Source organism: Ensifer sp. 1H6 (assembly GCF_001976035.1).
Lineage (GTDB): Bacteria > Pseudomonadota > Alphaproteobacteria > Rhizobiales > Rhizobiaceae > Ensifer > Ensifer canadensis.
This window is the reverse complement of sequence record NZ_MOAI01000020.1, coordinates 32729-56699: the sequence shown is the minus strand read 5'-3', so window position 1 is coordinate 56699 and position 23971 is coordinate 32729. Positions and strand designations below refer to the sequence as shown.

Annotated in this window: 23 protein-coding genes and 1 pseudogene; 8 read left to right on the top strand and 16 right to left on the bottom strand. The window is 62.9% G+C overall.

Annotated elements, in window-relative coordinates; translation table 11 throughout:
- Positions 1-219 precede the first annotated feature (219 nt).
- From minC to BKP54_RS22205, 4 genes are all read left to right on the top strand, one after another.
- Positions 220-963, top strand: coding sequence for a septum site-determining protein MinC (gene minC / locus BKP54_RS22220; RefSeq protein ID WP_057207625.1), 744 nt, complete (start codon positions 220-222; stop codon positions 961-963).
- A 31-nt stretch (positions 964-994) separates the two neighbouring features.
- Positions 995-1810, top strand: coding sequence for a septum site-determining protein MinD (gene minD, locus BKP54_RS22215; RefSeq protein WP_025429519.1), 816 nt, complete (start codon positions 995-997; stop codon positions 1808-1810).
- Positions 1807-2070: a cell division topological specificity factor MinE gene (gene minE, locus BKP54_RS22210; RefSeq protein WP_025429518.1), complete on the top strand. Its 264-nt coding sequence runs from the start codon at positions 1807-1809 to the stop codon at positions 2068-2070. Before minD ends, minE begins: the two co-directional genes overlap by 4 nt.
- A gap of 159 nt (positions 2071-2229) precedes the next feature.
- A complete protein-coding gene (locus BKP54_RS22205) occupies positions 2230-3330 on the top strand; it encodes an NAD(P)/FAD-dependent oxidoreductase (RefSeq protein ID WP_084814966.1) in 1101 nt (366 codons plus the stop codon).
- 13 nt (positions 3331-3343) lie between these two features.
- On the opposite strand, the gene BKP54_RS22200 is transcribed toward BKP54_RS22205, so the two are convergent.
- The gene (locus tag BKP54_RS22200) at positions 3344-4822 is read right to left on the bottom strand and encodes a PLP-dependent aminotransferase family protein (RefSeq protein ID WP_084814965.1); all 1479 of its coding nucleotides are present in this window, start codon (positions 4820-4822) and stop codon (positions 3344-3346) included.
- Between the two features lie 74 nt (positions 4823-4896).
- On the opposite strand from BKP54_RS22200, the gene BKP54_RS22195 reads away from it, so the two are divergent.
- Positions 4897-5535 carry an FMN-binding negative transcriptional regulator gene (locus BKP54_RS22195; protein ID WP_057213140.1) on the top strand — a complete coding sequence of 213 codons (639 nt, stop codon included), beginning with the start codon at positions 4897-4899 and terminating at the stop codon, positions 5533-5535.
- A 9-nt stretch (positions 5536-5544) separates the two neighbouring features.
- Complete coding sequence (locus tag BKP54_RS22190) at positions 5545-6108, top strand: GNAT family N-acetyltransferase (protein ID WP_084814964.1); 564 nt, start codon at positions 5545-5547, stop codon at positions 6106-6108.
- A gap of 289 nt (positions 6109-6397) precedes the next feature.
- Here the strand turns inward: BKP54_RS22190 and BKP54_RS22185 are convergent, their stop codons facing one another.
- Positions 6398-6778: a YciI family protein gene (locus tag BKP54_RS22185; RefSeq protein ID WP_057224371.1), complete on the bottom strand. Its 381-nt coding sequence runs from the start codon at positions 6776-6778 to the stop codon at positions 6398-6400.
- Positions 6779-7004: 226 nt separating this feature from the next.
- Between BKP54_RS22185 and BKP54_RS22180 the strand changes: the two genes are divergently transcribed.
- Positions 7005-7214 carry a hypothetical protein gene (locus BKP54_RS22180; protein ID WP_025429512.1) on the top strand — a complete coding sequence of 70 codons (210 nt, stop codon included), beginning with the start codon at positions 7005-7007 and terminating at the stop codon, positions 7212-7214.
- A gap of 226 nt (positions 7215-7440) precedes the next feature.
- Here BKP54_RS22180 and BKP54_RS22175 read toward each other — a convergent pair whose 3' ends face one another.
- The 9 genes from BKP54_RS22175 to BKP54_RS22130 all read right to left on the bottom strand — a co-directional run bounded on the left by BKP54_RS22175 (position 7441) and on the right by BKP54_RS22130 (position 17564).
- Positions 7441-8292 carry an alpha/beta hydrolase gene (locus tag BKP54_RS22175; protein ID WP_084814963.1) on the bottom strand — a complete coding sequence of 284 codons (852 nt, stop codon included), beginning with the start codon at positions 8290-8292 and terminating at the stop codon, positions 7441-7443.
- Between the two features lie 528 nt (positions 8293-8820).
- The gene (locus BKP54_RS22165) at positions 8821-9498 is read right to left on the bottom strand and encodes an RraA family protein (RefSeq protein WP_084814962.1); all 678 of its coding nucleotides are present in this window, start codon (positions 9496-9498) and stop codon (positions 8821-8823) included.
- 119 nt (positions 9499-9617) lie between these two features.
- Positions 9618-10646: a hydroxyacid dehydrogenase gene (locus BKP54_RS22160; protein WP_084814961.1), complete on the bottom strand. Its 1029-nt coding sequence runs from the start codon at positions 10644-10646 to the stop codon at positions 9618-9620.
- Between the two features lie 41 nt (positions 10647-10687).
- The gene (locus BKP54_RS22155; protein WP_198956861.1) at positions 10688-11536 is read right to left on the bottom strand and encodes a CoA ester lyase; all 849 of its coding nucleotides are present in this window, start codon (positions 11534-11536) and stop codon (positions 10688-10690) included.
- Positions 11533-12747 carry a CoA transferase gene (locus BKP54_RS22150; RefSeq protein WP_025429507.1) on the bottom strand — a complete coding sequence of 405 codons (1215 nt, stop codon included), beginning with the start codon at positions 12745-12747 and terminating at the stop codon, positions 11533-11535. The genes BKP54_RS22155 and BKP54_RS22150 overlap by 4 nt, the downstream gene beginning before the upstream one ends.
- Before the next feature lie 22 nt (positions 12748-12769).
- Positions 12770-13849, bottom strand: a complete 1080-nt coding sequence (locus tag BKP54_RS22145; protein ID WP_084814960.1) for an ABC transporter ATP-binding protein — start codon at positions 13847-13849, stop codon at positions 12770-12772.
- Positions 13842-15560 carry an iron ABC transporter permease gene (locus tag BKP54_RS22140; protein ID WP_057207612.1) on the bottom strand — a complete coding sequence of 573 codons (1719 nt, stop codon included), beginning with the start codon at positions 15558-15560 and terminating at the stop codon, positions 13842-13844. The genes BKP54_RS22145 and BKP54_RS22140 overlap by 8 nt, the downstream gene beginning before the upstream one ends.
- A gap of 127 nt (positions 15561-15687) precedes the next feature.
- Entirely contained in the window at positions 15688-16800 is a 1113-nt protein-coding gene (locus BKP54_RS22135; protein ID WP_084814959.1) for an extracellular solute-binding protein, read from the bottom strand.
- On the bottom strand, positions 16800-17564 hold the full coding sequence (locus tag BKP54_RS22130) for an IclR family transcriptional regulator C-terminal domain-containing protein (protein WP_057207610.1): 765 nt from the start codon (positions 17562-17564) through the stop codon (positions 16800-16802). Before BKP54_RS22130 ends, BKP54_RS22135 begins: the two co-directional genes overlap by 1 nt.
- A gap of 354 nt (positions 17565-17918) precedes the next feature.
- On the opposite strand from BKP54_RS22130, the gene BKP54_RS22125 reads away from it, so the two are divergent.
- Complete coding sequence (locus BKP54_RS22125; RefSeq protein WP_025429502.1) at positions 17919-18104, top strand: hypothetical protein; 186 nt, start codon at positions 17919-17921, stop codon at positions 18102-18104.
- A gap of 376 nt (positions 18105-18480) precedes the next feature.
- Here BKP54_RS22125 and BKP54_RS22120 read toward each other — a convergent pair whose 3' ends face one another.
- The 5 genes and pseudogenes from BKP54_RS22120 to mtnK form a co-directional block, all read right to left on the bottom strand.
- Complete coding sequence (locus BKP54_RS22120; RefSeq protein WP_025429501.1) at positions 18481-19599, bottom strand: RuBisCO large subunit C-terminal-like domain-containing protein; 1119 nt, start codon at positions 19597-19599, stop codon at positions 18481-18483.
- Positions 19599-20600, bottom strand: coding sequence for a transketolase C-terminal domain-containing protein (locus tag BKP54_RS22115; RefSeq protein ID WP_025429500.1), 1002 nt, complete (start codon positions 20598-20600; stop codon positions 19599-19601). Before BKP54_RS22115 ends, BKP54_RS22120 begins: the two co-directional genes overlap by 1 nt.
- 2 nt (positions 20601-20602) lie before the next feature.
- A complete protein-coding gene (locus BKP54_RS22110; protein ID WP_084814958.1) occupies positions 20603-21538 on the bottom strand; it encodes a 1-deoxy-D-xylulose-5-phosphate synthase N-terminal domain-containing protein in 936 nt (311 codons plus the stop codon).
- A 3-nt stretch (positions 21539-21541) separates the two neighbouring features.
- Positions 21542-22635: pseudogene (mtnA, locus tag BKP54_RS22105) on the bottom strand (S-methyl-5-thioribose-1-phosphate isomerase).
- Positions 22632-23903 carry an S-methyl-5-thioribose kinase gene (gene mtnK, locus BKP54_RS22100; RefSeq protein ID WP_025429497.1) on the bottom strand — a complete coding sequence of 424 codons (1272 nt, stop codon included), beginning with the start codon at positions 23901-23903 and terminating at the stop codon, positions 22632-22634. The pseudogene mtnA and the gene mtnK overlap by 4 nt, the downstream one beginning before the upstream one ends.
- Positions 23904-23971: the final 68 nt, after the last annotated feature.

Sequence of the window (23971 nt, the reverse complement as noted above, 5' to 3'; positions counted from 1 at the left end):
ACCGCCGTCGGCACCAATAGGACACCGGCGTACCCGGTTCAATCGGCCGTGGTGCACCCGATGGCAGATCATTCGCGATGAAGCGTACAACGGTCCTGCTTGCCGAAGTTGTGTCGAGGCAAGCCGTTCGAAAAGCCCGCCTGCGAGAAGCGGCAGGCACCTGTTAACCAATTGTTAACCATCCGTCGCCTAGATCACGGCAACGAAAAATTAACGAAGATGATCAAAGTGCTAACAGACGCTCGTTCGATCCGTATCAAGGGCCGCTCGTTCCTGAGCCTCGCGCTGTCGCCCGAGCTTCCACTCGATTCGTGGCTGACGCGGCTCGACGATCTGGCCGCTCGCTCGGCGGGTTTTTTTCTCGGCCGACCGGTAGTGCTTGATATCGTCGACCTCGAAATCGACCGGCCGCAGCTGAAGGGCCTGCTCGAAGAACTCGCCAGCAGGAACGTCCGCGTCCTGGGCATCGAGGGCGGACGTCCCTCGCTGTTCGAGCCGGGCATGCCACCCTCAATGAGAGGCGGGCGGCCGGCGCCGGAATTCGAGGCGGCAGCGGGCGAGTTGATCGCCGGTGAGCCGAAGGCACCTGAGGCTGTCTCCGTCATCGGCCAGGAAACGCCGGCGGCCAGAGCGAGCGCGTCGATCATCGTCAGGGAGCCGGTTCGTTCCGGACAATCGGTGATCTTTCCGGAAGGCGATGTCACCGTGATCGGGTCGGTCGCATCCGGCGCCGAAATCATCGCCGGCGGTTCGATCCATATTTACGGAGCGCTCCGGGGGCGGGCGCTGGCGGGTTCCGTAGGTAACACCTCGGCACGGATCTTCTGCCGCCGGCTGGAGGCAGAACTGCTGGCCATCGACGGTGTCTACAAGACCGCCGACGACATGGCGTCCGAGCTTCGTGGACAATCGGTGCAGCTTTGGCTCGAAGACGACTCGATCATGGCAGAGAGACTTAACTGAGCCGGTGCCGGCCAGGAAACAGGAGCGGAAGATGGCGAAAGTAGTTGTTGTTACATCGGGCAAAGGCGGCGTCGGCAAGACGACGTCGACCGCTGCTCTCGGCGCAGCGCTCGCGCAGCGCAACGAGAAGACCGTCGTCGTGGATTTCGATGTCGGCCTGCGCAATCTCGACCTCGTCATGGGTGCCGAGCGCCGTGTCGTCTATGACATGGTCAACGTCATTCAGGGTGACGCCAAGCTGCCGCAGGCGCTGATCCGCGACAAGCGCCTGGAGACGCTCTTCCTGCTGCCGGCATCGCAGACCCGTGACAAGGACAGCCTGACGCCGGAAGGCGTGGAACGTGTCATTAACGACCTGAAGAAGCATTTCGACTGGATCATCTGCGACAGCCCTGCCGGGATCGAGCGCGGTGCAACGCTTGCCATGCGCCATGCCGACATGGCCGTGATCGTGACCAATCCGGAAGTTTCCTCGGTTCGCGACTCCGACCGGATCATCGGCCTGCTCGACGCCAAGACAGAGAAGGCCGAGCGGGGAGAACGGGTCGAGAAGCACCTGCTCCTGACCCGCTACGATGCGCTGCGCGCCGAACGTGGCGACATGCTGAAGGTCGACGATGTCCTGGAGATCCTGTCGATTCCGCTGCTCGGCATCGTTCCCGAGAGCATGGACGTGCTCAGGGCATCCAACATCGGCGCCCCGGTGACGCTCGCCGACAGCAAGTCTGCGCCGGCGCTTGCCTATCTCGACGCCGCTCGCCGGCTTGCAGGCGAAACCGTGCCGATGACCATCCCGGGTGAAAAACGCGGTCTGTTTGGCAAGATCTTCGGACGGAGGGCAGCATGAGCATTTTCAGTTTCTTCAAAAAGCAGAGCTCGGCCCCGACGGCGCGTGAGCGCCTGCAGGTCCTGCTGGCACATGAGCGCGCCTCCGTCGGCCAATCGGATCTCGTTGCGCTGCTGCGGGAAGAGATTCTTGCGGTCATCTCCAAGCACGTTCAGATCGACGACGACAAGGTCACAGTCAAGATGGACCGCGGCGAACACGTGACGACGCTGGAAGTCGACATCGAGATCCCGCTCGCCGCCGGTGCACGGGCAGCCTGAAAGCGGGTCCGCAGCATATGACGTCAGGCAGCAGGGGATATCGATGGTTCAGATCATCCGTTCCTGTGCTGCCTGACGTATCCCGTCATGCTGTGCTACTGCATCGTCTTGCAGCGCCCTTGGCGTCCCATTTGACGCGCGACGCTGTTGAGGTCCGCTATGTCCCATGAGCAAGTGGAATGCATTGTCGCGGGAGCCGGCGTCATCGGGTTGGCCGTCGCTCGCGCGCTTGCTCAAGCCGGCCGTGAGGTGATCATCGTCGAAGCGGCCGATCGTATCGGCAGCGTAACGTCGTCGCGCAACAGCGAAGTGATCCACGCCGGGATCTACTATCCGGCGGGCAGCCTGATGGCGCGCTTGTGCGTCGAAGGCCGGGCCCTGCTCTATGCCTATTGCCGCGAACGCGGCATCCCCCATCGGCAATGCGGAAAGCTGATCGTGGCCACCTCGGCCTTGGAGCTTGAGCAGCTCCCCGATATCGCGGTGCGCGCGGCGCAAAATGGCGTGCCGGATCTCCGGCAAATCTCGGCCGCGGATGCGCGCGTCCTCGAACCGGCGCTTGCCACCACCGGCGCGCTGCTGTCGCCGGTAACCGGCATCATCGACAGCCACGCGTACATGATGTCGCTGCTTGGCGATGCCGAGAATGCCGGCGCGGTCTTGGCGCTCAACAGCCCCGTCGAGCGAGGCAAGGTGACCGATGGCGGTATCGTCATCGACGTCGGCGGCGCCGAACCCATGAGCCTTGCCTGCCGGCTGTTCGTCAACGCCGCCGGCCTCGGCGCACCGATGCTGGCGCGCCAGCTTGAGGGCATGCCTCTCGGGCTCGTGCCGAAAGAGTACTATGCCAAGGGCGACTATTTCTCCCATGTCGGCAGGGCGCCGTTCTCACGGTTAATCTATCCCGTGCCGGTCAAGGGTGGACTCGGCATCCATCTAACCATCGATATGGCCGGCCAGGCCCGTTTCGGCCCCGATATCGAGTGGGTCGATACATTGAGCTATGACGTCGATCCGGCGAAGGCCGCATCATTCTACGCCGGTGTTCGCCGCTATTTTCCTGGCCTGAAGGACGGCGCGCTCGTGCCGGCCTATTCCGGTATCCGGCCAAAGATCGTGCCGCCGGAGGTCGCAAGCCAGGACTTCGTCGTGCAAGGACCAAGCGTGCACGCCGTGCCCGGACTGATCAATCTGTTCGGCATCGAGTCGCCCGGCCTCACCGCATCCCTAGCGCTGGCGAAGCTGGTGGCAGAAATCTAGGCCTGTGGGCAACTCAACCGTCGTTTGGGCCGCAGGACAGCTCGCCTAATCCGTAAACGACGGATGCCAGCTTTTCCGTTCCCCGGCGCAATTCGTCCGGTGTCAGCGAGGCATAGCCGAGCACCATGCCGGCCCGGTCCGGTTTGCGTTCGAGATAGAGCGGCGACACGGGGTAGATGCCAATCCCGGCAGCCCCCGCGGTTTCGATCAGCCGCGTCTCATGCTGTGCGCTGATCTCACGGAACCAGACGACGACATGCAGCCCGGCCGATGTGCCGACGATCTCTAACTGTTCGCCAAAGCATGATGTCAGTGCCGAGATCAGGGCGGCGCGACGCTCGGCATTGGACCGGCGCATCCTACGGACATGCCGTTCGTATGAGCCTGCTTCCAGTAGGATTGCGAGCGCCTCCTGCTCAAGGCTCGGGCTATGCCGGTCGGCGATCTGCTTGCATCGCGTGAAGACCTCGATCAACGGCCGGGGAACCACGAGATAGCCCAGCCTGAGGGCCGGCGAGAGCGTCTTCGAGACTGTGCCGACATAAATGACCCGGTCACGATCCGCTTGAAACAGCGGCGGTATCGGCTTCACGTCATAGCGGTACTCGCCGTCGTAGTCGTCCTCGATGATATAGGCTCCGACCGCATAGGCCCATTGGAGCAACGCGTCCCGCCGGCTCTGCGGCAGGACGCCACCGAGCGGAAACTGGTGGCTCGGCGTCACGTAGGCGAGCGCTGATTTTCCACGGGACGGCAGGTGCTCCACGACAAGGCCGGCACGGTCGCAGGGAGCGGCAACGATTTCAGCGCCGGCGGCGACCATGACGTTGCGCGCCATGGCATAACACGGTTCCTCAACAATGACGCGGTCGCCGCGATCGACGAGAACGCGGGCGCAGAGATCCAGCGCCTGTTGCGAGCCGGAAACGACGACGATCTGATCGGCGTCGCAGCGGATGCCGCGCACACGCCAGAGATAGCCCTGAAGTTGTTGTTTCAGGGCGGCGGAGCCGGCCGGATGCTCGTAGGAAAGGCTATCACGGCGGCGCAGCAGCGCCGCATTCATCGCCCGCCGCCACAGCAGCGTCGGAAAGTCGGCGGCGGCAATATCGCCATAGCGAAAATCGAACTCCAGTGCCGGCCGCCTCTCAGCATAGTGGATCGGAAGCTCCATCAGCCGGGCAGCATAGTCCGACATCGGCCATTCCAGGCGATGCTCAGCCTGTCGGCTGTGTCGCGTTCCTGGCCCGGCCATATCCGAGACGATCGACGCCGAGCCCTGGTGGCTGATCACGTAGCCCTCGGAGACGAGCTGGTCGAAAGCGGCCGTGACCGTCGTGCGCGACACGCCCAGTTCCTCGGCGAGCGCACGGCTCGATGGCAGCCTGTCACCGGGCGCATAGACGCCAGCACCAATCTGCTCTTGCAGCTCAAGGTAAATGCGGCGGGCAGCGCCCGTGCGTTGTGATCTCCCACCGCTCAACTGGCCCAATGAAAATCTCCGAAACTGGACGTTTATTTTGTGCCAGTTAACGCCGATGCTGCGCGAAGTTCAAGGAGAGTTCCATGTACACGCCGCCAGCTTTTGTGGTCGACGACACCAGCGAAATACACGCGATGATGCGGGCATGCCGCATCGCCAATTTTATCACCGCGACGGCGCAAGGTCCCTTGGCGACACCGCTGCCGATGTTGCTCGACGCTGAGGAGGGAGAAATGGGTACGCTTTATGCCCACCTCGCCCGCCCCAATCCGCAGTGGCAAACGCCCATGATTGGCGATGGCCTCGCTGTCTTCATGGGTCCCGACGCCTACATCACCCCGGCCTGGTATGCAGCGAAGGCCGAGCATGGAAAGGTGGTTCCGACATGGAACTACACTGCTGTTCAAGCAAAGGGCCCGGTCGAGTTCTTCGATGATCCGGCCCGGCTGCTCGATGTCGTCAAGCGGCTCACTGATCTCCACGAGGCGGCGGCCGCAAAGCCGTGGGCCGTCAGCGATGCGCCTGCGGCTTATATCGCAGCGCAATTGCGCGGCATCGTCGGTATTCGAATGCCGATTACGCATCTGACAGGCAAACGCAAGCTGAGCCAGAACCGTCCAGAGCCGGACAGGATGGGCGTCAGGAACGGCCTTTCGGAAAGTCATCGCGATTTCGACCGCGCAATTGCGGACATGATCCCCGTTCCATCATCATCATCATGAGACAAGAGCATGTTCAAGTCTGATTTCGATCCACAACCGGCATTGAGCGGCGAGGCCATCTTCCTCAGGCCGCTGCGGCCGGAAGACCTCGAGGGCCTTTACTCCGCAGCAAGCCATCCCGACGTCTGGGCAGGGCATCCAGCAACGGATCGCTACAAGCGGGAGAACTTCGAGCCCTACTTCGCGTTGTTGCTTGCAAGCGAAACGACGCTCGTGGCGATAGATCGGCAAAACGACAAGATCATCGGATGCTCCCGCTACTACGTCGCTCCTGACATGCCGGACAGCATTTCGATCGGTTTTACTTTCCTCAACAACGCCTATTGGGGCGGCGGCACCAACTTCGACCTGAAGCGGCTGATGCTCGGCCATGCCTTCGGTACCTATCCGGAAGTCTGGTTCCATATCGCGCCGACAAACATTCGTTCGCGAAAGGCGACTGCCAAGCTCGGTGCGGCGCATCTCTATGACGCGATATTGGACCTCTCGGGCACGCCGTCGCCGTGGATGTGCTTCCGGCTGCGGCAGGACGATTGGAACCGTGTCGTCGCCGGCAGGGCTGAGGTCGCTTGATCCGCTTCGTTGCCGCGGTCAGGCTTTTCCCGGCGTCGAAAGTCAGTGCAAACAAGCGCAAACCCCGAGGATTTCCACTCGTGGAAGGTTTTACTGACGCTGGCCGGAAGGGCGTTTCGTCTGGAAGCGATCGGCGAGGTGACCATCTGCTGTGGCAACCGTCGCATCGCTGTTTGATCGTGCGCAGCTGGCGCTTCATAGCCTCGAACAAGTCGCAACGGCAGACGCAAGAAGAACGGGCTCTCCCTATCGGCGAGCCCGATTTTTAATTGTAAGGCATTGCTTACTATTATTCTTCCTTGAAATCCAATGACGTGCCGGGGAGATAAAGCGAAATCGGCCGGATCTCATAGGTGGCCGTCGGGTTGGCGCGGCGCAGATCACGGGCTGCCGCCACGGCTGCCTCAAGCGTTGGAAAATCCACGACGTAGAGACCGAGCAATTGTTCCTTGGTTTCGGCAAAGGGGCCGTCGATGACAATGCCCTCGCCTTTGCCTCGCAGCGTCACTGCATGCTGGGTGGGGCCAAGCCGTGCCGCCGGGCCCAAGGATTTTTCCCGCACGAGGCGGTCATTGACCTGGAGCAGGTCGGTCATCAGGGCCGCGTCCTCCTCCTCGGTCCAGGATTCGACCACTCCCTCTTCGTGATAGGCGAGGATGGCGTAATACATCAAAACATCTCCCTTGCGCGTTTTCGGTTTTCGCTCAGCCAGTAACCATCGGGACGTATTTGGGTGAGCGCCGCCGGGAATATATGGCCGGATCGGCGCGCAGACTATGGGCATGCACGTTTCAATTGAAGGAACGGTTCGAGGCGAAAGCGCTCACGCTTCAACAAACTGTCGCACAGGAGGGGTATCGGAGACCGCGAAGCAATCTTGACGTCCGCGCCCGCCCATGACGGCGCCGACGTTTGATGGGTATGACATGCGCACGTCTCGAATACTGGCCGGATTGATCGAACGACACGACGAGCTGGAGCTCAAGCTCGATTTTCTCGAGTGCACCAGCACCGCTCTCAGCGATGATGGCACTCTTGCCGAGTTGCGACACACGCTCAAGGAAATCAGGCGAGATATTGCCCGCAACAGAACCCGTTGTCGCTGACGTTCATCAGCGCGGACCTTGATGTTGGCGCAGGCGCCTCGCTGTCTCATCGCCAAACGGCGAGAGCACGCAGCACGTTGTCGGCGCTGCGTACTTTCGACCCATATTGTGCAGGCGGGATACTGCCTTCACCGAGAGCGCATCTGGTTTCGACGAGGTAGCAGAAACGCTCTATCTCTTTGTTTTTGCACATTTCCAGGAAAACCGCCTCGCACTTTTCCTGGCTTTAGTCCGTGTGTCTGACAATGGCCGGGATGATGATACCCCAATCGGCCCTGTGAAGTTCATGCCCGCCGCCGGCGATCGGAAGATATTCGGAGCCGGCCACAACTTCGGCAATGGCCATCCCATGCTCGACCGAGAAGATCGGGTCGGTGGTGCCATGGATTACCAGCAGCGGCGCTTCGAGCGATTTGAGCTTGCCTTTGACAGTGTCGCCGCCCTGAAGCATGAAGTGGTTCGTGGCGGAGAGTAGGCCGCCCGAGCGATCATGATCCCGCTCGATGAAGGCACGGATCCGGTTCGCGTCATGGGGGTGGGCTGTGCTCGCGACCATGCGGGCGTCCTTCGTCATGAAATCGATCACTTGTGTCCGATCCGACCAGTCAACGCTTTCGGCCGCAGCGACGTGTTCCATATAGTCAGTGCTTATCGGTGGAAGCTCAAGCTCGAGTCCCATTGGCGTAGTGCTGACAAGCGTCAGCGACGACACCCGTTCCGGAGCGGACAACGCCAGGATCTGAGCGATCATGCCGCCGAGCGACATGCCGACGAGGTGAGCCGATGCAATGCCATAGGCGTCGAGCACGGCAACTGCATCACCGGCCATGTCCTCCATCGAATAGGGAGGATTGCCGGGGGCATATTTGGTGGAAAGCCCCGTATCGCGGTTGTCGTAGCGGATGACATAGCGCCCGCTTGCCGCCAGCTTGCGGCAGAATTCGTCGGGCCACCACATCATCGAGGCCATCGCACCCATGATCAAAAGCACCGGCGGCGCTAAGGGATCGCCAAAGGTCCCCGTGGCGATGGTGACGCCGTTGCCGCCTACGACATTCTTGGACGTTTCCTCGGCCATGGCCCTGCTCCTCGCTGTTGCACCAGTGGCGGCCAGGGCTGCTGCCACGAGCAGAAACTGGCGTCGGCGATGTAGGTATCTACAGCGCCGCGCGGCATATTAGACGCGCAAAGGTCGCTGTAGCACTTTGAATTGCTGCATGCTTTCATCCTTAAATCGAATGGGATTTAAGGAAACAGCGTGCTTTTCATCGTCGGCTCCCTCGCGACATCTAACGTCGGCATGGGCAGACACTACGGCTCCCGACCTTCTCGCTCGAGAGAGGAACTGGCCAAAATAGGGGCATTCGTGCCAGAGCGCTGTATGTCGCGCAGCTTTTGTTAGGTCGCGTCTAGACCGGCGGGTCCACGAGGCTCTGATGGCGGAAGGCACGGGCGTCGCAGACGCCGCGTAACGGGGCGCTTGGCCGACAACCGGCTGGCGGCCACGTCGATCACTGCGTTGTTGAAACGGTCGGGCAGTTATCGTCGTAAAACGACCGGGTGGGGAACCCGGTCGTGTTTGGTCCGCGCCTTTTGATCGAGCAGGCTAGTCGACCAGGGCGCAGCCCAGCCGCTCGAGTTCCCGGTCCACCCAGGACCTGTCCATCGTTCCAGAAAGCGTCGCCGCCATCTGCTTGGCTTCGGCATCCTGTTTGGCCCGGGTTGCCTTGAGGACCGCTTCGGCATCCGCCTTCGGCACGCAGACGATACCATCGATGTCGCCGAGCATCAGGTCGCCCGGATTGATCACCATGCCGGCAATGGAAATCTGGAAGCCGATCTCGCCCGGTCCCGTTCGGTACGGGCCGCGATGGGTGACGCCAAGTGCATAGAGCGGCAAGGGCTGGGCGCGGATGGCTTCGGCGTCGCGGATTGCGCCGTTGAGGACGAAGCCGGCAACGCCGCGCTTGACCGCATGCGCCAGCATCAGTTCGCCCATCAGCGCATTGGTCGTGTCGCCGCCGGCATCGACGACGATGATGTCGCCCGGTGCCGCCATGTCGATTGCCTTGTGCAGCATCAGGTTGTCGCCCGGGCAGGTCTTGACCGTCAGCGCCGGGCCGGCGAGCACGCCGCCGCTATGCATCGGGCGTAGCCGATCACCGCCGGCGACAAGCCGCGACATGCTGTCTGACACGTTGGCGACGGGCAGGACGCGGAAGGCCTCGACATAGGAAGCGTCGATACGCTTCATGCTGTTCTTTACTCTGAAACCGATGGGCATGTGGTCTTCCTTCTGGAACTCTCGAGCGTTTCCGGTTTAGGCGGGTCGTAGAAACGCTCTATCTCGTTGTTTTCATGCATTTCCCGGCGGAAATCCGCCTCGCGTTTCCCGGGAAAGCTTCAGGCGGTCGCCTTGCGCAGGCCGAGGCTCTGCGGAGCCGCAAGGCTGAAGGCATCAGGCGCTTGGCCGTTGAGGACGCTGATGATGTGGCGCGCGGCAATTTCGGCCATCGCTTTCGATGAGCCGTGGGTGACGCCACCGATGTGGGGCGTCGCCAGCACCAGCGGCGAGGCCCAGAGCGGGTTGTCGGCAGCCGGCGGTTCGGCTGCGAAGCTGTCGAGCGCGGCACCCGCTATACGCCTGTCGCGCAGGGCGACGGCGAGCGCCGCTTCGTCGATGATGCCGCCGCGGGCGGTGTTGACGATGAAGGACGTCGGCTTCATCAGCGCCAGGCGACGGGCATCGATCAGGTGGCGAGTCTCCGCCGTCAAAGGGCAATGCAGGCTGACGATGTCGGCGCGGGCGACAAGCTCGTCGACGTCGTCGATGGCGGTTATGTTCCCCTGAGCGAGTGTCGCTGCGGCATGCGGATCGTAGACGATGACGTCCATGCCGAGTGCGTGCGCCATGGCCGCTGTCTCGCGGCCGATCGAGCCATAGCCGATGAGGCCCATGAGGGTGCCGGCGATGTCGCGCCCCATGAAGGTCGGTTTCGGCCATTGGCCGCCTTTGACCGCCGCGGTCAGCGGTGCGATCTCCTTGATCAGTGCCAGCGAAAGCGCGATCGTGTGTTCGGCGACTGCGCGCGCGTTCGAGCCCATCGAGCGCAACACGGGTATGCCGCGATCGGCGGCGGCCTGGATATCGACATTGTCGACGCCGACGCCATGTTTGACGATGACCTTCAGCTTCGGCGACGCGGCAATGACAGCCTCGTTGATCTGGCCCTGCCGCACCATGATCGCGTCGACGCCGAGATCGGCGGCGCGTGCGGCGACGACATCCGAGGCGTCATAGGGTGGAGAAAAGAAGACATCGCAGTCATGGGCGTTGAGCAGCGCGACGGCGCTCTCGGCAATCCTGTTGTGGGTTACAAGGACGCGCCATTTGCGGTTTGTATGGTTCTCGGCAGCTGGAAAGTCGGACACTCTGTTCTCCAGGATAGATGCGGGGTCGCCGGGCGGTTGGATCAGCCCGCGGTGCGCGCCAGCAATCCGCGGGCGCGCGTGACGATCGGCAGGTCGACGAATTTGCCCTCGAAGGTGAAGGCACCGATCCCGGTCAGTGCGGCGGCATCGGCGGCGGCAATCAGCCGTCGGGCGCGGTCGAGCTCTTCCGCGGAAGGCGAGAAGCCGTCATTCAGCAGCGAGATCACGCTCGGGTGAATGCAGGTGGCGCCGTCGAAACCGAAGTCCTTGGCTTCCCTTATGGCTGCAGCCAATCCCTCCTTGTCGGCATAGTCGGCCGTGCTGCGCAGCAGCCCGAAGGAGAGGACGCCAGCGGCCTTCGCGGCGTAGTGGATCATCAGCTTCGGTATGCGCAAAACCTCAGGCGTCGGCTGGGCGCCCATGGATGTCGCAAGGTCCTCGCCACCAGCCGACAAGGCGAAGACCCGCGGGCCTGTGGCGATCGACGTGGCGTTGAGCAATCCCGCGGGATCTTCGATCAGCGGCGCAAACCGCATCGGCGGCCGGTTCGCGGCCGATTCCAGCGGCTCCAGGTGCCGATCGAGTTGATGCAGGACTTCAGGCGAAGACACCTTGGGAATGTAGAGCGCCAGTGCGCCGGCCTCGCAGGCCGCACTGGCGTCGGCCAGCATCGTCGTTTCGTCATGGGTGTTGATCCGCACGATCACCGCAGCGCCGCGCTGGCCAACCATCGGCACGGTTCGAGCAAGAGCGACCCTTGCCGCGTCCTTCTCGTTGGCGGCGACCGCGTCCTCGAGGTCGATGATAATGGCATCGGCGCCGCGTTCGTGGGCCTTTTCCAGAAAGCGGGGCGAACTGCCGGGAACATAAAGTAGCGAGCGCAGCATCATTCGGTTCTTCCCCCCATGATCAGGTCGATTTCGTCGGTCGACAGGCCGACTTCGTTGAGGACGTCGCGGGTGTTTTCGCCAAGCGCCGGTGCCGGGTTGCGCCAGACGCCGGGGGTCGCCGACATCCGCGGCAGGATGTTGTGCATGGGCAGCGACCCGTGCTCACGATCCTCCACTTCGGTAAAAACCTCGCGCTCGATGAAATGCGCGTCGCTGAAGGCATCGGCGATGTTGTAGACCGGCCCGACCGTTGCACCGGCCCGGCGCATGACGTCGAGTGCGTCGTCGCGCTCCCTCGTCGCAAACCAGGCACTGACGGCCTCGTCGACCAGCGGCCGGTTGCGGACCCGGTCGGTATTGGTGGCAAAGCGCGGATCGGTGATCATTTCGGGACGGCCGATGATCTCGAAGATACGTTTGGCAACCGCCTGGGTCGAGCCGGACAGCGCGACGTATTTGCCGTCGGCGCATCGATAGACGTTGCGTGGCGATGTCGTGTTGGAGCCACTGCCGACCCGTTCCTTGATCTTGCCGGTCGTCTTGTAGATCGCGGCCTCCGGTCCGAGCACCGAGAACATCGGCTCCAGCAGCGACAGGTCGATGACCTGCCCGCGCGCCGTGCCGCGCTGGCGCGCCAGCAGCGCCATGCTGACAGCCGAAGATCCGTAGATGCCGGCGATCATGTCGGCGAGTGCCAACGGCGGCAGTACCGGTTCCCGATCGGGAAAGCCGGTGCGGGCGGCAAATCCGCTCATCGCTTCCACCAGCGTGCCGAACCCCGGCAGGGTGGCGTAAGGACCGGTCTGACCGAAGCCGGAAATGCGCACGACGATCAGGTCGGGATTGCGGGCAAGCAGCGTCTCCGGCGCCATGCCCATCTCCTCGAGCGTGCCCGGGCGGAAGTTCTCGATGAACACATCCGCCGTGTCGAGCAGCTTGAGCATGGCACCCATCGCAGCCGGTTCGCGAAGGTTGAGCATGACCGAGCGCTTGTTGCGGCCATAGGTCTTCCAATAGAGCGAGCTTCCGCCGTCGCGCCAGTCGCGCAAGGGGTCGCCGACCGGCGGCTCCACCTTGATGACGTCGGCACCGAAATCGCCGAGCTGCAGCGACAGCATGTTGCCCGCGACCAGCCGCGACAGATCGACGACGCGAATGCCGTCAAGCGGGCCTTTGGCGGCGGCGTCGAAGCTTTTGGGTTCCTTGGTCATGAGGTGCTCCGCGTTTAAGGGCTCAGGCCTGCGGCCGGGATTGCGCGGCAAACAGCGTCGAGGCTTCCGGCGGCACATAGACGAAGACATGCTTGGCGGCGACCTCGCGCGCGGTCTGGACGCGGAAGGTGCTGCCGGCGCCTGTCAGCTCGTACTGATAGACGGAGCCGAGATAGGAGCCGCCCTGAACGGTTGCCTGTACGACGTTTTCACCGGCGCTGCCGACGATCTGCAGCCGCTCCGGACGCACGGCAATCACGACTTTTTCGTCAGCACCGTTCCGGCCGGTGTTCGCCTTGATCATCGTTCCGTCTTCGAGGCGAACATTGGCGATGCCGGCGGCGCGATCGACCACGGTACCTGTCAGGAAGTTCGAGGAGCCGATGAAGTCGGCGACGAAGGCATCGGCCGGCGTCTCGTAGATTTCCTTCGGGGTGCCGAGTTGGCGGATACGCCCCGTGTCCATCACCGCGATGCGGTCGGAAACCGCAAGCGCTTCCGCCTGATCGTGGGTCACGTAGACGGTCGTGACGCCGAGACGTTCCTGAAGCTCGCGCAACCAGACACGGGCGCGCTCGCGCAGCTTCGCATCGAGGTTGGACAGCGGTTCGTCAAGCAAAAGCAGGCCCGGTCGATAGACGAGTGCGCGCGCGAGCGCCACGCGCTGCTGCTGGCCGCCGGAAAGCTCGAAGGGGTAACGCTCGGCGAATTTGGCCATCTCGACCAGTTCAAGCGCTTCCTTTATGCGCTTGTCCTGCTCGGCGCGGCCGATCTTGCGCAGTTTCAGCGGGAAGGCGAGGTTTTCCGCCACCGACATATGCGGCCAAAGCGCGTAGCTTTGAAAGACGAGCCCGATGTTGCGCTGTTCCGGCGGCACCACCGTTTTGGTCTTGCCGTCGAAGAGCACGCGATTGCCCATGCGGATTGCGCCCGATGTCGCGTGGTTCAGTCCGGAAATTGCAAAAAGCGTCGTCGACTTGCCGCAGCCGGAGGGGCCGAGCAGCGTCAGGAACTCGCCCTTCGGAATGGTCAGCGAGACTTCGCTGACGGCCTTGTAGGAGCCGTAGTTGATGGAGAGGTTGTCGAGGATGAGATCAGCCATAGATCTTGGCTCCCAGCAGACGGCGCGCCATGAAGACGAACAAGGCCGTGATGATGACTTGGATGGTGGCAAGGGCGGAGACGGGTCCGTTGTCGCCCTGGGCATAGAGCTGCAGCATGGTCGAGCCGATGATTTCGGAGCCCGGCTGATAGAGGAAGACCGCCGTCACATACTCCTTGAAGAAGTGGATGAAGAGCAGCGCGAAGCTGGAAAACAGCGCCGGCTTCAACAGCGGCAGGACGATGCGCGTCACCGTCGTCCACCAGTCGGCGCCGGAAATGCGCGAGGCGCGGTCAAGCTCCTCACCGATCTGCGACAGCGCCGGTGCGATCGCACCGAAGCCGATCGGAATGTAGCGCACGACAAAGGCGGCGATCAGGATCCAGATCGTGCCGCGGATCATGTCGAGGCCCGGGACCCAGACCACGGCATAGAAGAAGCCGAGGCCGGCGATGATGCCGGGCAGCGAGCGCGGGAACAGCGCGACATATTCCAGCGCGCGGCGGAAGCGGAATTCGGAACGCTTGGCGACAAGCGCGATGAGCACGACGCAGGCGGTGCCGATGATGCCGCCGAGGAAGGAGATGACGACGGAATTGAGGATCGCCCTGACATATCCCGGCTGATTGAAGATCAGCTCGAAGTTGGCAAGGGTCAGTAGCTTCCAGAACGGGACCAGCGGCGTCAGGAAGCTGACGCTGGCGCGCATGAAGATGCCCGCAAAGACGGCGACGATGGTGAAGAGCACATAGGCCGCGACGGCGGCGAATGCGACCCAGCGCCAGTGTCCGAGGTCGACGAGCGAGGGGCGGGAGGCCTTGCCGCGCACGGTGACGAAGCGACCGCTGTCCTTCATCAACCGGCCCTGCAGCCAGACGAGCAGACCGACGATCACAAGCAGCATGACCGCGCCGGCGCCGACGATGCCGTAGTCGGATTGCACCGCGGCGTTGATGCCCTGGTCATAGAGGAAGGTCGTGACGGTATGAATGCCGCTCGGGCCGCCGAAAACCAACGGGATTGCCAGCATCTCGATGCCGATGACGAAGTTCAGAACAGCGGAATAGACCATGGCCGGCCGCATCATCGGTACGGTGATGCTGATTAGCGCTCGCATCGGGCTGGCGCCGGCCGAGCGGGCAGCATCTTCCAGCTGGGCATCGGCCTTGGTGACGGCGCCGATGCACATGAGATAGGCGAGCGGCGCCTGGCTCAAGCCCGCAACGATGCTCATGCCGGTCAGGCTGTAGAGGTTCCACGGGCTGAGCCCGGTGCTCGCCTTGAAGGCGAGGGTGATATAGCCCGACGGTCCGTACATGGTGAACCAGCCGAAGGCCATGACGAGATTACTGACGAAAAGGGGCCAGATCAGGATCTCGCCGATCCATTTGCGCCCGGGCAGATTGGTGCGGCCGACGATGACGGCCATAACCGAGCCGAACAGCTGGGCAACGACCATCGTGACGACGGCGAAGAACAGCGTGTTGAGCACGATCTTGCCCATGCCCGCCTCGGTGAACAGGCGAACGAAGTTGCCGGCGGTGACGACGGCGTCGGGCTTGTAGAGCGGCCGGTCGAGAAAGGCCTGGAGAATAATGGGCGCAATCGGCCCGATCACCAGGATCGTGGTCAAGATGCTTACCGCCCAGAAGGTGATGGTCGACCGGTCACGCGTGGCGCTCGGTGCCGACCCTGCTGTGAGCTCGGTCATGGCAATAGTCCTCGAAAGCCGTCCGCGAACGCGAAAGACGGTCGTCAGGCTTCGTAGAGTTGAAAATGAGGGCAGAGGAACCGCCGGCCGACCGTATCGCGGCCGACGGTTGCTGAGTCGAGGCCCGTTAGTTGCCGGCCATCGCGGCGGTCCACTTGGTGGCAAAGCCCGCAGCGTCATCGATGATCGCCTTGTCGAAGCCGACGGCGATCAGGTTTTCCATGCCTACCTTGGCAGCGATCGCCTGATAGGTGTAGCGAACCTCGGCTTCTTCGACGTCCTCGCGATAAGGCGTCAGTCCGCCCTTGCCGACCTGCGTCTGGCCCTTCTGGCTGAGCAGATAGTCGACGAACAGTTTTGCCGAGTTCGGGTTGGCCGCCTCGCTCGGGATGCCGAGGCCGCGAAGCATGACCGGCGTTCCGTCATCGGGGAAGGCAAAGCCGAGGATCTCGCCGCCGGGCTGCTCCAGGCGGGGGAAGATGGTGATGCCGGACACGGCGATGCCGACGAGATATTCGCCGGTGGCGATCTTCTCGTTCATCGGGCCGCCTGAGACTTCACCGCGGATCATCGGGCCGATTTCGCGCAAGCCCTTCCAGCCGTCGTCGCCCTTGACCTGCAGCGTCTTCCACCAGGCAGCAAGCCCAAAGGAGTTGCGGGCGGCGTCATAGGTGGTGATCTTGCCGTCGAACGTCGCCTTGTCGGCGGCTGCCGCCTTGACGAGCGAGGCGAAACCGGTCGGGCGCTGGCCCACCGGCAGCAGCGCGGCATTGTAGGTGATGACGAGCGGGTCCGCCGACATCACGTAGATGCCGGGATAGGGATTGGCGAAGCCCGGCAGGCGTTCGGTTTCCGGGCTGGCATAATCGAGCATGCGGCTCTCGCTGCCATAACGTGCCCAGCGGTCGTTTGCGCCGGAGACCAGGATGTCGGCGGTGCGCGCACCGCTGCCAGCTTCCGCTTCCCAACGGGTGTGCACGGTGCCGGAGCCGAGGTCGAGCGTCTCGATCTTGATCCAGGGATAGAGTTCGTTGAAGCCCTTGATGACAGGCTGCCAGTTGTTGTCGGCCATGTTGGAGTAGACGACGAGGCCAGCTTCCTTGCGCGAGGCTTCGACGATCTGGCCGTAATCGGCCGGATAGTACTCAGGCAGCTTCGGCTCCTGGGCAAAGGCGCTGGTCGAGACCATCGCCAATGCGGCCAGCAGCCAACCGGCGAGCTCTCTCTTCAAATAGGACATCAATTCCTCCCGTGGGTTTTCCCATTTTTGAAAATGCGTCGCGAGAGCTCCTCACTTGCGCGACGCGCGGCTTCGACCGTCGCCTCGGTGACGCGATCGAGATTGTTGGCGATCCGCTCGCGTGGACCGGAAATATTGACGACGGCTACGATGCGGCCATCAGGATCGCGAATGGGCGCCGCGACGCCGGCGGCACCCTCGACCCGGCCGTAGAGGTTGGCGACATAGCCTTCTCGGCGGCCGGCGCTCACGCGCTCGGCGATGGCATGCGGATCGTCTTCGGTCGGGACGGATCGGCCGAGATAGGTTTCGAGCTCCTGGTCCGTCAGGCCGGACAGTAGCATCAGTCCGCTTGCGACGTAGTGGGCGACACGCTGTGTGGCGATATCGCGGTCATAGCGGATCTCGCGAATGGGCAGGATCTTGTTGAGATAGCGGACCTGCCGGTCGTCCGTCAGCACGGCGATGAAGCCGGTCTCCTCGATCGCCGCCACCGTTTCGCGAAGGATCGGCTCAGCCACCCGCAGGATCGTGCCCCAGCCGCTGTTTGCCTCCGACGGCTCACCCGGGAGCCGGATCAACAGGTAGCGTCCGTCGGTCTGGCGGGTGACGTACCGGGCTTCAACTAGGGTGCGCAGCAGAAGCAGCGTGCTGCTCTTCGGCAGGGCAAGGGCCTGGACGACCTCGGCGAGCGAGACGGCTTCGCTGCGCGACGCCAGCCACTCGATCAGGTCCAAAATTCTTTCCGCGCCCCGGCCGCTCATCGCGATTTTTTCCTTGTTCAATATGTTGAACGCGTGCTATATAGTGAACTTACCGAGCGTGGCCGCCCTTGTCAAGGTGCGGCCAGTGCTTTCGTTTCCTGTGCCCCTTGCCGTTCGCCAAAGAGTGCCAGCAGGCAAAGGATAAGTGCCGGTTCCTCGACACGATTGGGGAGTTGGGAGGTTCCGGTTCATCCGGTCGAACCCGAAACGTCATTTCAGACCGCAACAAATCTTGAATCGTCTGATCAAACGCTCGCCTCCATTGGCGGGCACGCTCCCGTCGTGTCCGGTCTCAGATCGCGCCTCGTCAAGGTGCATGAACGACCTGGGCAGTGTTCGACTGAGGAGTGAACTATGCGTAAGCCAAAGCTTAATTCCACGGCCCATCCCGTAATCGAGCCCGGCTACAAGCCGGTGGCGCTGCCGGCGGTGCGTGCCGCTCACCTGATGCTGAAAAGCAGGAACGATGCCGACGTGCGTCACGCCCAGAGGAAGGCGACCATGCGCATCGTCAACCAGTTCGATCGCGACACCGACTGACGAACAGGCGCCCGCTTCGCACGGACGTTTCCCGAAGGCGGGATGCGCATCGTCGCAGGAGCGGTAAGTTATCCGGCGATATCTGAGCGTGGGGGCCGACGGCCGTCGAGCGACGGCAGTCGCTCAGTTCGCGGATACGGGCGAAACCACCTGCCAGTTTCCAAACAGCGTCAAGCCAGCGGCCTTGGCAAGAGCCACGGAGGCTCATTGTCGAGCTGGCATCTGCGGGGGGATGGACACCCGGAAAGCGCTTTGCGCCGCGTAGGGCGGGCCGTCCTTGCCGCGTCTTTGCTGCGACGGCGATCAAACCTGCCGGGCGCACCATCGCGCCCGGCAGAGCCTTGGGAGGCTATCTCGTAGCTGAACCGTCGTACGCTTAGCGTGCAACCGCTTCGACGATCCGGCGGCTGGCCGAAACGATGTCCGTGTCCTGAAGCAGCGCGCCGCCGATCAGATACATTACGTCGTTTCCGTAGGCCTCGCGCATCTCCGGCACACGGCTAAGATTCATGCCGCCACCTGGCGCCGGCACGATCGCCTTCGGGCCGCCCATGTCGTCGGCGCAGGCCTTGGCGATCGACTGGCACTCCTCGCGGGTAAAGCCGAAACGGCCGCCGAAATTCGGATAGATCGCCGCATCGGCACCCATCAGCCGCTGCAAGGCGCCGTAGAAGCACCGATGGGAAAAGCCGGTATCCGGCGAGACGACGTTGGCGCCCGAAAATGCGGGGTGTGAAACGATCGGCAACGTGAAATCCGGGTCGGACGCCAGCGTGTGAATGACGTGATAGCCGGCCAGCGCCGGGGATATCATGACCGCGCCGGCGCCGGCCTCTTCCGCCATCTTCGCCCGCTCGAACAGCTCTTTTGACGACGCTGTAATATTCGGCACGAAACTGGCTCGCCCGCCGCCCTTCGCATTGGCTTCGCCGACGGCGTCGACGCAAGCTGCCAAGCGTGCGGCAAATGGTGACGTCCTTTGATCGACCAATCCGTGGTCGTCCTTGACGAAATGCATGCCGCCGAGCGCGAAGTCGTGCGCGCGGCGCGCCAGTTCGGACGTAGACAATCCGACCGGCTTGATGGCCGACATCAACAGCGGTTTCGCGCCGATGCCGGCTTTTTGCCGCAGCCCGGCAATGCCATGTCGCGGACCATGGCAGAGAGCAAGGATGCCCTTGGACAGGCCGATGTCCTCGACTTTCAATCCCGGTTTGATCGAACTGTTGCCGAAGACGATGTTGAGGAATTGTAGGAAGTCGCCGCCGACATCGTCCTCGCTATAGGAAATGGTGGCGAGGTAGCCGGGGCGCCCGACCGGGTCCTGCGCGAGGGCTTCGAGCTTGCCGAGGATTTCATCCTCGACATAACCTTTGGGCACGACATCGCGCGGGATTTCGACCGTCTGTTCCAGGGCGATATCCAGCGCCCGTGCGCGCGCCTCGGCTTCATCTGCGGCCCTGACGTAATAGCTGACGGTAAACCGGGGCGCCATCAGAGCGCCTCCGCCTTCTGTGCCGAATGCACGTGGTCGAGACGAACCTCGGTCAGTTCGTCCTCGCCGATTTCGAGCGATCTGCCGGTAAGCTCCTCGATTGCCGACACCAGCGCGCCGGCATCAAGGCCGTACTTCTTCATCAGGTAAGGCTTCGAGGCGCCATGGGCAAAAGTGTCCTTCAGGCCGAGGCGCTTCAGACGGACGCCAAGCCCCTCTTCGGCGAGGATCTCGGCCACCAGCGATCCGAGCCCGCCGACGATGGTGTGGTTCTCGAGCGTGACGATGCCCTTCTTGCCGCGCGCAGCCTTGATCAACCCGTCTCGGTCGAACGGCTTGAGCGTCGAGGCGTGCAGGTGATGCAGCCCGATCCCGCGGGCTTCGATCGGCCGTGTCGCCCGCAGGGCCTCTTCGGTGCAGACGCCCGAGCTGACGACGAGGATGTCGTCGCCTTCCGAGAGCGTGCGCAGTTTGTTGAAGGCGAACGGCGTAGAAAAAAGCCGTGGAACTTCGCCGCGAAGGACGCGGACATAGACCGGGCCGTCGATCGCATCGGCAACCTCGAGCACGGTCTCGACCTCGGTCGCGTCGCCGGTCTCGAAGATCGTCATGTTCGGCACGGCGCGCATGACGGCGATGTCTTCGATGGCCTGGTGGGTGATACCGCCCGGCGTGGTGATGCCCGGCAGGAAGCCCATCAGCCGGACCTTGCGATTGGAATAGGCGATCGAATTGATCAACTGATCGTAGGGGCGGCGGTAGACAAAGACCGAGAAGGTGTGGATGAACGGCCGATAACCCTGCATGGCAAGCCCGCCGGCGAAGGAGAGCATGTTCTGCTCAGCCATCCCCAGCGACAGGAACTGCTCCGGATGCCGATCACGGAAACCGTCGACTTCGCAGGAAGAGGTGAGGTCAGCCGAAAGGCAAAGCACTTCCGGGCGCGCTGTCGCGAAAGCCTCGAATGCTCTCGCATAAGGGCGGTTGACGATTTCGACCATGGTCAGGCCCCTTCCATTTCGTTCGGGCTCACGCCCAGTTCGACAGCCAGTGCCGCCTGCATCTCAAGCCGCTCCTCGGCGCTCTTGAAGCGCACGTAATGAAGGCGGGGGAAGCGTTTCTGCAAAAAGTTCATTCCCTGGAACGGCGACGTATTGGCGAGGATGATCAGCGGCTTGCCGGGTTCTGCGCTGTTGGCAGCAATGCGCATGGCCTGCAGATCGTGACCGTCGATCGAGCGGCAGGTTGCCCCGAAGGCTTCGACCCGACCGGCGAGGTCGCTCAGATCGAGAACCGAGGACATGGCGCCGTCGCATTGCTGGCGGTTGACGTCGACGATGACGCGGATGTTGTCGATCCCGTGATGGGCCATGGCGGCAAGGCACTCCCAGGTTTGTCCCTCCTGGAATTCCCCGTCGGACATGTAGACCCAGACCTTGCCTGGTTCGTTGCGCTTCTTGCGAGCGAAGGCGACGCCGGAGGCCATGGAAAGCCCCTGTGCCAGCGAGCCGGTCGTAACCTCCATGCCCGGGCTGTGTTCGGCGCCGATCATCTCGACCGAGCTTCCGTCCTTGTTGAAATGGTCGAGCGCGCTATCGTCCATACGGCCGACTTCGATGAGCGCGCTATAAATCACCAGCGCATAGTGCGCCGGCGAGATGAAGAAGCGGTCGTACTCGGGTGCTGCCGGGCCGTGATAGCCCGCGCCGGTGAAGGCCTCCGGGTTATCGGCAGAGGGCACGCCGCGAAACGGCAGCGGTACTTTGGGCAAGGTCGGCTCGCCGAGCGTCAGGATCTCGTTGTAGAGCAAGGCAAGGCTTTCGGCGGCCGAGCAGGCCTGGCTCAGATAGCCGCCGTTGTTCTTCATCGTGTGGAAGAAGACGCGGCGGCGAATGCCGAGCGCGATTTCTTCGGTGGTCTTCTGGTTTGTAAGGCTCATCGGTCAGCTCCTTTCCGGAAACAGCGCTTTGAGGCCTTCGGGCGAGGGCACGGCGACGCCGCGCTCGGTGATGAGGCCAGTGATGAGCCGGGCCGGCGTCACGTCGAAGGCCGGGTTTGCCGAAGGGCTGCCTTCTGGCGAAACGCGAACCGAGATGATCGAACCGTCGGGGCCGCGGCCCTGGACGAAGCTCACCTCGTCGCCGGTGCGCTCCTCGATCGGAATCTCCTTCACGCCGTCCTTGACCGTCCAGTCGATGGTCGGCGAGGGCAGCGCGACATAGAAGGGGACGTCGTTGTCGCTGGCGGCAAGCGCCTTCAGATAGGTGCCGATCTTGTTGCAGACATCGCCATTGGCGGTGGTGCGGTCGGTGCCGACGATCACCATGTCGACTTCGCCGTGCTGCATCAGGTGGCCGCCGGCATTGTCGACGATCAGCGTGTGCGGGACACCATGGCCGTTCAATTCCCAGGCGGTGAGCTGCGCACCCTGGTTGCGCGGCCGGGTCTCGTCGACATAGACGTGGACGGGGATGCCCGCCTCCGTCGCCATGTAGATCGGCGCTGTCGCCGTTCCGTAGTCGACCGTTGCGAGCCAGCCGGCATTGCAGTGGGTGAGGATGTTGACCGGCTCGCCGGGCTTCTTGGTCGCCGCAATCTCGCGGATGATTTTCAGGCCGTTGGCGCCGATCGCCCGATTGAGTTCGACATCCTCCTCGGCGATCTCTCCAGCGCGGCGATAAGCGGCTTCGGCGCGCTCTTCGGCCGGCAGAGGGCGCAGGAACTGCTGCATGGCGTCGAGCGCCCAGCGCAGGTTGATCGCGTCGGCCGTGTCTCGTTGAGCTCCTCCCAGACTGAATCGAGATGGCGGTCTGACGGATCGTCGGCCATGGCAATGGCGATGCCGTAGGCGGCCGTGACGCCGATCAGCGGCGCACCGCGCACCCACATGTCGCGAATGGCGACGGCGACGTCGGCGACCGTCTTCAGCGTGACGATCCGGAATTCGTGCGGCAGCCAGCGCTGGTCGATAATGTCGACCGAGCGGCCGTCGGCGTTGAGCCAGATCGTATGGTAGTGCTTTTCTCCGACTTTCACGAAAGTGTCTCCTGCTGAAGCCGCTGCGCGGTTGCGCGAATATCCCTGAGGCTCGCAATGCGATCCCGGTTGACGGCAAGATGGCGACCGAGCTTCAGCGCCTTGCTTTCGCATTTGGCGCGGCGGCTGAGGTCGTCGATGGTTTCGAAATCGGCGTTGTGGGCAAGGCCGAGGATGCGCCTGAGGATCTCGACCCCGGCAAAGCCGAGCATCTCGCGGTAGATCTCATCGAGGACGATAGTCAGCGCCTGTTCCGAGCCGAACGGGTCGTCGCGTTCTTCGAAAACGCTTGCCTGGTAGAGAATGCCATTGCGCTCGCTGCGCCAGAGCGCGGAAAACTCGTCGCAGAAGGTTTCCCAGATCGTCTCTGTCGTATCCAGCAGGTAGGTGCGCATCTGGTCGCGTTCGCCGGCCGCGCTCTCGTGGCCACCTTGAGAGAAGTAGCTCATCCAGAAGTTCGCCAAGAGCATGCCGACGTCGAAGCTGATCGGGCCGTAGAAGGCGAATTCCGGGTCGATGACGCGCGTTTCGTCGTCGGTGACCATGACGGAGCCGGTGTGCAGGTCGCCGTGGCAAAGCGTTTCGGCCTTGGCGGAAAAGATATGTTTCAGGCGCTGCGCTTCGACCTTCAAGTCACGGTCGCGGCGGAGTTCCTCGACCAGGCTGTCGAGGTGTGGTGTCGTATGCCGGTTCATCTCCGCCTCGAAGTAGGGATCGGAGAAAACCAGGTTTTCGGTGATATCGCAAAGTTCGACATTGTCGGCGAAAAGCGCGAGATCGGCCTTTTTGTCGCGCGTCGGCATCGAAAGATCCGAGCCGCGAAAGAGCGTGCGGGCGGCGAAAAGCCCGAGATCGCGACCGATCTTCGGCAGCCTGCGCCCCGCGATCAGCGCGCGCCGCAGGATCACGTGCGGCGTCAGGTACTCCATGATGATCATCGCCTGCTCGGCGTCGAAGTACAGGATTTCCGGCACCATGCCCGGGTCGCGCGCCGCCTGGCGGGTGAGGGCGTGGTACTCGAAAAATGACCGTTTCAGCGGCAGGGGCCAGCGCTCGCCGACGAGCCTGACATAGGGGAGCGCCTGCTTGACGATCGCCGCGCCCTTATCGCCCGTGACGATGAAGACGAGATTGAGGTTGCCGTCGCCGACCTCCTTGACCTGCCAACGGCCATGATCGCCGCCGATCCTGTCACATAGCGCAGCATTGCCGCTCAGCCTTAATGGCAGCGTTTCGGCGCTGAGCGCCTCGAAAACGTGCTTGTCCATATGGTCCTCCCTATGGGCATGGCCGGCCTCGGCCGCTCCTCGCCATGCTGTCATGGACCATAGGTAAG